General features: G+C 40.8%; 7 protein-coding genes. 6 read left to right on the top strand and 1 reads right to left on the bottom strand.

Annotation, left to right across the window (positions count from 1 at the left end):
* Nucleotides 1-797: 797 nt before the first annotated feature.
* Both NE665_RS10740 and NE665_RS10735 read left to right on the top strand, forming a co-directional pair.
* Nucleotides 798-1,265 (top strand): CarD family transcriptional regulator, encoded by a 468-nt coding sequence (locus NE665_RS10740; protein ID WP_117442967.1) that lies wholly within the window; start codon nucleotides 798-800, stop codon nucleotides 1,263-1,265.
* A gap of 169 nt (nucleotides 1,266-1,434) precedes the next feature.
* Complete coding sequence (locus NE665_RS10735; protein ID WP_118654650.1) at nucleotides 1,435-3,192, top strand: DEAD/DEAH box helicase; 1,758 nt, start codon at nucleotides 1,435-1,437, stop codon at nucleotides 3,190-3,192.
* 62 nt (nucleotides 3,193-3,254) lie between these two features.
* Here the strand turns inward: NE665_RS10735 and NE665_RS10730 are convergent, their stop codons facing one another.
* Complete coding sequence (locus NE665_RS10730; protein WP_117442965.1) at nucleotides 3,255-4,136, bottom strand: mechanosensitive ion channel family protein; 882 nt, start codon at nucleotides 4,134-4,136, stop codon at nucleotides 3,255-3,257.
* Between the two features lie 147 nt (nucleotides 4,137-4,283).
* Here NE665_RS10730 and NE665_RS10725 point away from each other — a divergent pair, with 147 nt between their 5' ends.
* From NE665_RS10725 to NE665_RS10710, 4 genes are all read left to right on the top strand, one after another.
* Entirely contained in the window at nucleotides 4,284-4,745 is a 462-nt protein-coding gene (locus NE665_RS10725) for a hypothetical protein (RefSeq protein WP_117442964.1), read from the top strand.
* Between the two features lie 128 nt (nucleotides 4,746-4,873).
* The gene (locus tag NE665_RS10720) at nucleotides 4,874-5,656 is read left to right on the top strand and encodes a hypothetical protein (RefSeq protein ID WP_117442963.1); all 783 of its coding nucleotides are present in this window, start codon (nucleotides 4,874-4,876) and stop codon (nucleotides 5,654-5,656) included.
* Nucleotides 5,657-5,976: 320 nt separating this feature from the next.
* Nucleotides 5,977-7,083 carry an AAA family ATPase gene (locus NE665_RS10715; protein WP_233104581.1) on the top strand — a complete coding sequence of 369 codons (1,107 nt, stop codon included), beginning with the start codon at nucleotides 5,977-5,979 and terminating at the stop codon, nucleotides 7,081-7,083.
* The gene (locus tag NE665_RS10710) at nucleotides 7,047-7,628 is read left to right on the top strand and encodes a PD-(D/E)XK nuclease domain-containing protein (RefSeq protein WP_233104582.1); all 582 of its coding nucleotides are present in this window, start codon (nucleotides 7,047-7,049) and stop codon (nucleotides 7,626-7,628) included. Before NE665_RS10715 ends, NE665_RS10710 begins: the two co-directional genes overlap by 37 nt.
* Nucleotides 7,629-7,700: the final 72 nt, after the last annotated feature.

The raw sequence follows: 7,700 nt of genomic DNA, 5'->3' as shown, positions 1-7,700 counted from the left end.
GAAATTTTCACGAGTAGTAAATTCAAGAAAAAGTACGAAACTGAATGAATAGCAAAAGAAGGTCTTAAGTCCTTTATCTAAAGGGCTTAGGGCCTTCTTTCATCGTTACAAGTGTAAAACTCGAAATTATAACACAGCAAATGAGAAAAGCAAGAACTTTCGTAATTATTTGCAAAATGGGATGCTTTTTATATTTAGCGATTTAGCATAACGAAAATCATAGAGCTGCAAGTCCGTAAGGATTATGATCAGCTATGCTATCACATATCGTTTATACAAGACTCCCTCAGAATTTGATTAACAAATGCAGCATCTTCATGGGATAAGGGAAGGTATGGTTATTTCTGGACCTTTCTATGCTTTTTCAAAACAGGGACGGTGTACCAATCTGCTCTATGCTATCTGATTGTGATGGTGTCGCCTTATCACTGAATAACGATCTGTGCTTATATAGGGGACGCTTCGCTGCACGAAAGGATGTTTCATATGAGAATTTTCCAGCAGGAGCTCTTCGACAGGCTGCATGTCGCTTTTCGTGCCTTATGGGTTGAGGTATGCTTTCAGATATATATAAGGTTATAAGGCGATGGGCGCCTTGCCTACTGCCATTGTAGGAATACATAGCAGTGAAATGCTGCGTATAATCGTTATTCTTATCCTCCTTTTGAACCAATGCATCAGCCTTCCTCTTTCGTCGGTTTGCTTATGCCTGCGATGCATCCGGCATTGCATTCTTTTGATAATCGTTTGACTTTTCACGAAAAAAAGCATAGACTGAGGGTATCGAGGTATATAACATGGTAAACTACGAAGAAAAGGTATTTCATCCAAACCTGGGCATCTGTGATGTCACAGGCATCGACAAAAAAGAAAAGCGTATGGTGATTACGGCTGCGGATGGAAGTACCTGTTCCATACCATTCAAAAGCCTGCCGCTGGTAGGTGTGCGAAACCTGATGGAAAGTGATGAGGCAGATCTTATTTTGAAGAAGCTGTTCTCTCCCAAACAGAGCTCCACTCTTCCTGCAAGTCTGACACTTATGCAGATTCAGCAGAGCATCGTTGATTATAAGCTGGAACAGCAGGTACAACTATTGATCGGTCTGCTGTACTGGAAATATGCCGAGGGGAAAAAGGGAATCCGTTATCAGGAATGCCTTTCCCGAATCGAGGGTGTGCTCTGTGAGGAGCTGTCCTTTGTGCTTGACCTTTCTAAGGATCGTCTCGTGGAGCGTCTGGAGGACTGCTACCGCAGGATGGCATAGATAACAGAAAATAGTGCATGGCACTGTTTTTTTAATTTATGGAATGCAGCTGCTTTATATGGGAAAACTGACGGATGATAGAATTATAAATTGACGTATGTACCATCATATGGTAAACTTAGTAAGTTATTACGAGTTTTTAACCTGCAATGATAGAAAGAAGGTAACAATGACAACATTTAATGAATTACAGATCAGCAGCGAGGTAATGAAGGCTGTTGAAGAAATGGGATATGAAAATGCAACCGATATTCAGGCACAATCCATTCCGCTTATTATGGAGGGCAAGGATGTGCTTGGTCGTTCAAATACAGGAACAGGTAAAACTGCTGCATTCGGTATCCCGGCGATTGAGAAAGTATGTCAGGGAACAAGATATCCGAACGCACTGATCATCTGTCCAACTAGAGAGCTGGTAACTCAGGTAGCTACCGAGCTTAGAAAATTTTCAAAGTATAAGGAAGGCGTTAAGATTGTTCCGATTTACGGAGGTCAGCCGATTGACCGTCAGATTCAGCTTCTGAAAAGAGGCTGCGGTATCGTAGTCGGTACACCGGGCCGTATTATGGATCATTTGAACCGTCGCACACTGAAGCTGGATAATACCAATATGGTGATTCTGGATGAAGCGGATGAGATGCTGAACATGGGCTTTAAGGAAGATATTGAAGAAATCCTGTCCATGATGCCGGAGGGCAACGAGCATCAGACGATTCTGTTCTCAGCAACATGGCCTGCGGAAATTCTGCGCATTACAAAGGAATTCCAGAATGATCCGGTACGTGTGGAAATCAAATCCGCACAGCGTACCATTGATACAGTAGAACAGATTTATTATGATGCACCGCGTGGAAAAAAAGCAAATGCATTGCGTGTGCTGCTGTCTCACTACGATCCGGATTTGTGCATGATCTTCTGCAATACGAAGAAAATGGTTGATGAGTTGTGTGATGAGCTGAATAAGCATGATATTAAGGCTATTTCTCTGCATGGAGATATGAAGCAGGAATTCCGTTCCCGTGTTATGGAGCAGTTTCGTTCCGGAAATTATCCGATTCTGATTGCTACGGATGTCGCAGCCCGCGGAATCGACGTGGATGATATCGATCTGGTTGTAAACTTTGATATTCCACAGGATAACGAATATTACATCCATCGTGTCGGTCGTACCGGAAGAGCCGGCAAGAAGGGACTTGCGATTACTTTGGTAAGCGGAGGAAAGCAGCGTGCGGGAATCCGTGACATCATTCGCTATACGAAAACCAACATTGTCCGTCATGCACTGCCAACCAGCGCACAGATGATGGAAGCAAACCGCAATGCTTTTGTCGCTAAGGTGAAGGAAGCATGTGACGAGGGTATCACAGAAGAAAGCATGGAGATTGCAAATGAACTGATGGCAGAGGGAATCGCTCTGGAAAACATCATTTCCGCATTGATTTCCATGACCTATAAGAATGAAATCATCGACATCGAGGCGGATGAGGATGTGAAGCGTTATGCATCTGCATTTGATGCTATTACATTGAAATTCAATGTTGGAAGAAACAATGGGGTGCAGCCGGGGAATATTGTAGCGGCAATCATTGAGGAATCCGGATTGAATGGAAAAGCCATCGGACGTATTGATGTACGCAAGGATTTCACTCTGGTAGATGTGGAAGCCAGCAAGGTAGACGCTGTATTAAGCAACATGCAGCGCAGTCATATCCGCGGTGTGGAAGTCATGGTGGAGATTGACAGTGCACCAAAGCGTAAAAACAGCAGCCGTTCCAATGGAAGAGGAACCGGAGCCAAGGGTGGCTATAGTAAGGGTGGACGCAGCAGAAGCTATGATAGCAGTGCTTCTTCTTCCCAGCGCCGTCCAAGCAGACGTGCAGCCGGAAGCCACGACAAGAGTGTTCGCAAGAGCAGAAAAGGGAAATAAAGAAAAGAAGCATCCCAAATCCATTATGGAAATCGGGATGCTTTTCTCCTATGCGCAGGCTGCTACTTCCTATCTGCAATACCCTCGCTTTTTTCTTTATAAATAATTGTTCGGTGCGGATAGGGAAATTCAATACCTTCCTGATCAAAGCGCTTTTTGATTGCGATGCGCAGATCGGACAGCATGGCAAAGCCTTCTGAGTTATCACGTGAATATACGGTGGCACGCAGGGTCAGGGATGAATCGTTGAAGGAGGTAAGGCGAACGATGACCGGCTCCACATGATTTTGCAGCTCCTCCTTTGTACGGGGATCCACATAGGCGGGATGCCGCATGATTTCTTCCTTCATAATATTCATCGCCTTATCCAGATCACTTTCATAAGCGATATCCAGAGTTAAAAAATTGCCTTTTGTATGATTGGTCAAACTTACGTTTTCCAGCACGGCCTTGTTCATCGTACTGTTTGGTATGATGATCTTTGTGTTTTCGTAGGTACGTATCACCGTGTCACGCAGGGAGATATCGACCACATAGCCCTCATATTCACCATTGTTGACCTTTACAAGGTCACCGATTTTAAATGGCTTAAAGGTGGTGATCAGCAGTCCGTTTACAAAATTACCCATGGATTCCTGAGCTGCAAGACCTAATACAACCGCGATGATACCTGCACTTCCCCAGATTTTACCAAGCACACTTTCGAAGGGGGTCAGTAGAGATAGACAGCCGTATATGGCTATGGTGTATAGGGTGATTTTGACAATGCGCATAATAAACTTCGCATTTACGATTTCCTTTTTACGTATCCAGCGGTTGATCGCCCGTTTGCAAAGCCAGGCACATAACAAAAAAATCAGCATGATGATAAGGCTTTGCAGGAAGCCGTATTTGAACAGGGAGCCCTTTCCCCATTGATCGATATCCTTCAGAATGTCAAACATGAAAACACGTCCTTTCTGTGTGATGACATAGGAATATTATACATGGAAATATGCGAAATATATATAAGAAATAAGTGGAATTGTGTGATTATATTGATATAATAATTATTTCATATATAATAATTTCTAGATAAGAAGGTGTCGAACGTGAACGTAAAAAGTAAGGTGCTAAAAATCAGAAATTTGCCCACAGACGGCAGAAAAATCGATCAGATCAATGCAAAGCCGTATCTGATCATTGCCGTATTCCTTTTCATCGGGATTGCATTGCTGTTTACCCGTGTCTATCTGATAGGAATCGTAATAACCTTTCTGTTTCTGTATTGCCTATTGTTTGTGAAGGATGTCGTGCTGATTGAATTTTATGAAAGCTATGCAGTCTTCTATCTCAATAATGGCAAGGAGGAGTGCTTTCTGCTGTTCTGGCAGGATGTAGCTAAATGGTCGATCACCTCCAGCCGCAATGATTTGGATGTATTGAATATCGAATTGAAGAATCATCAGTGCATCTCTTTGAAATGCGTGTCACGCAAAAAGGTTGAAAAATACTTTTTGCAATATGCCACTCCCATAAGGGAATCCGAAATCACCAAGCAGCATGCTCTTTGAGCGGTTGCTTTTCTTTTCGCTTTCTCGTATAATGTTTTGTATTATGAATGTGGAAGCCGGGTAAAACCGGAGGCTTTCAGAAGTTCAAGCATCAAAGCCCGTTTGCAGCGGGTCATATGGAGGTAACTATGAAAACATATCAACAATATAAGGAACAGCTTTCTGCACAGCTGAAGGGGCATCATTTACGATTGTTTGCCATTCTGCTTGTTTCCAGCCTGCTCATATCCCTGTGTAAGGATTCTCTGGTTTTTGTGATGGATGCCAAATCGCTGGTGTATTCCATTTTAAGCTTTCTTCTCTCTTTGTTTTTTTCACTGGTCAACTATGTGATTCTGTTTCTGTTTATTCAAAGGGTGCGTAATGAATCCTTTGGTGTAAAGGATATGCGATACGGCGCTTCCCGCTTTGTGTATCTGATTCTGGCAGGACTGATTGTGAGCTTGATTCAGCTGTTGGTCAGTACCGTGGCAACGTTTCTCATCATGGTTCCACCGTTGTACTATGTGGGCATGAGTGTACTGAATGTCTTCTTTATTTTGTGGAATGCACTGATTGCCTATGGTGTATATGATGGTGTTACCCGAATCAAAGCACTTGTGATGGGGAGCTTTCAGTTGCTGTGGGAACAAATCCGTGTGATTCTTCGCGGCTCCCTTGTATATATGCTTTGGTTTGTTATCGCTCAAATCGGTATTCTGCTTGTGGTAACATCCTTTTTGGGAAATGATATCAGTAACAATCTGATGGAGGTATTCACAAGTGCTGCAAAGAATACACAGGCGCTGATCAGTATCATTGGCATCTATGGCTTGTATTATGTGGTACAGTTTTATTTACTGGTTCCCTTATATTTATTGAGTGCAAATGTGTATGAGGACGGTAAGGATCGCTGGATCAATATAAAATAAGGCAGTACAAATCTTTCTGCAATATGGGCAGGAGGATTTTTTTACATATAGTAATTCTATACTAGAAGATTGATTTTCAAAATAATACTTTGATTTACCATGGTGTTGAAAAGTTTAATTATAGTGCATTAAAATCCACAATTTATTGATTTTTCGCCATAAAGCGATGAATTCATGCTATGATACAGATATCTAGTGATACATTGAAAAGAACTGGACTAATATGCTTTAGCAGTACGGTGATTTATGAATCCTTTTCCTCGATTAGGATGTCTGAATCATGAAATTCAGGTATAATATATATTGAAGGCGGTGATATTTTGAAAAAAGCCATACCAATAGGAGTTAACGGTTATCAGAAACTGCGAATTGAAGATTATTACACAGTTGATAAAAGCATGATGATTGCGGAGTTTCTGGAAAGAAAAACAACTGTTACTCTGATTACACGACCGAGGCGCTTTGGGAAGACGATTAATATGAGCATGCTTTCAGATTTTTTTAATGTTACCAAGAATTCGGCTAGCATTTTTGAAGCTTCAGCAATCATGAAAACAGAGTATGCTTCCTGTATAAATACGTATCCAACAATATTTTTATCTTTTGCGGATGCAAAAGAATCTAAGAGGAGAATAGTAAAATCTATAAAGGAGCAATTATTAAATGTTTATGATGAATATGCATGTGTTTTAGAAAAACTCAGTATGTTTGAAAAGCCTAAATTTGATTTGATTTTACGGGGATTATCTGATCTTGAAGACGAAAACTTGGAGCCAGTTGACCATGCTATCAGCTTCTTGATGAAAAAATGTCATCAATATTACAGAAAGCGGGTTATGTTATTTATAGACGAGTATGACACACCGTTCATTGAAGCCCATACACAGGGATTTTATAAAGAAGTGAGCGGTGCCTTATCAGCACTCCTGCATACGGCTTTGAAAACAAGTGATGATTTACAATTTGCTATGTTGACAGGCATACAGCGCGTTGCGAAAGAGAACATTTTCTCTGATTTAAATAATCTGCTTGTATGTACAGTAAAGGATAAAGAATATGCAGAATATTTTGGGTTTACAAAGAATGAAGTTAAAGATTTGTTAGCATATTATGATTTAAAGTATACGGATGAAGTACGCTCATTATATGACGGTTATAATATGGGAGGCGTAGACATTTTTAATCCCTGGTCCATTATTAATTATGCGGATCGCAAAGTATTGATGCCTTACTGGGTGAATACCAGTTCTAATAAAATGATAAAAGTGGCAATGAAAGATTGTGATGCTTCATTTAAAGAGGGATATGAAGAATTGATAAGGATCGGAACAGTAAGAACACTTGTAAATTTCGAAACATCTTTTTATGAGCTAAAGGAAACAAGCAGTTTATGGGGATTGTTTGCGCCTCAGGCGGGCAGTGCCTGAATGCCGGATATCTAACAGTACAGGATACGCTTGATTCATTACTTGGAAGATATGAATTAAGAATTCCTAATAAAGAAATCATGAGTGAATTTAGTGCGATCACAGCACATTATCTTCATGTAGATGAGAATAGTATCGATGTTTTAACTGATAAGCTCCTTCAAAAAGACTGGAAAGGGTTTTTGAACGGATATCGTAAAATTCTGATGGATACTATAAGTTATTTTGATTTAGTAAATGAGAATTCTTACCAGACGCTTCTATTGGGGCTTCTTATGCGGTTGGGAAATGCTTATGAAATTTCGAGCAATCGGGAGCATGGGGAAGGTAGGTATGACATTTTGTTAAGCAACAAAACCAGTAGAGAACCCTCACTTTTATTTGAACTGAAATATACAAAGGACGAAACTATTGACCTTACAAAATTGGCGAAGCTTGCATGTGATCAAATCATAGACAAGAAATATGATCACGATATACAAAATGTTATCAAAATAGGACTTGCGCATCGGGGAAAGCAGGTTGAGATGTACGTTCATGCGTGATATCAATAAAATACAGGATATACATGCGTATCCTGTTTACTGAAGTCTTCCTGTGTGGCTTGCAGGAGGATT

Source organism: Clostridium sp. DFI.1.208, assembly GCF_024463855.1.
Taxonomy (GTDB): domain Bacteria; phylum Bacillota_I; class Bacilli_A; order Erysipelotrichales; family Erysipelotrichaceae; genus Clostridium_AQ.
Note: the sequence above shows the minus strand (reverse complement) of the source record. Positions and strands in the feature narration are given on the sequence as shown.

Coding starts and splice junctions, on each gene's coding strand:
- NE665_RS10740 (WP_117442967.1), top strand. CDS start 798: ATGGTAAACTACGAAGAAAAGGTATTTCATCCAAACCTGGGCATCTGT.
- NE665_RS10735 (WP_118654650.1), top strand. CDS start 1,435: ATGACAACATTTAATGAATTACAGATCAGCAGCGAGGTAATGAAGGCT.
- NE665_RS10730 (WP_117442965.1), bottom strand. CDS start 4,136: ATGTTTGACATTCTGAAGGATATCGATCAATGGGGAAAGGGCTCCCTG.
- NE665_RS10720 (WP_117442963.1), top strand. CDS start 4,874: ATGAAAACATATCAACAATATAAGGAACAGCTTTCTGCACAGCTGAAG.
- NE665_RS10710 (WP_233104582.1), top strand. CDS start 7,047: ATGGGGATTGTTTGCGCCTCAGGCGGGCAGTGCCTGAATGCCGGATAT.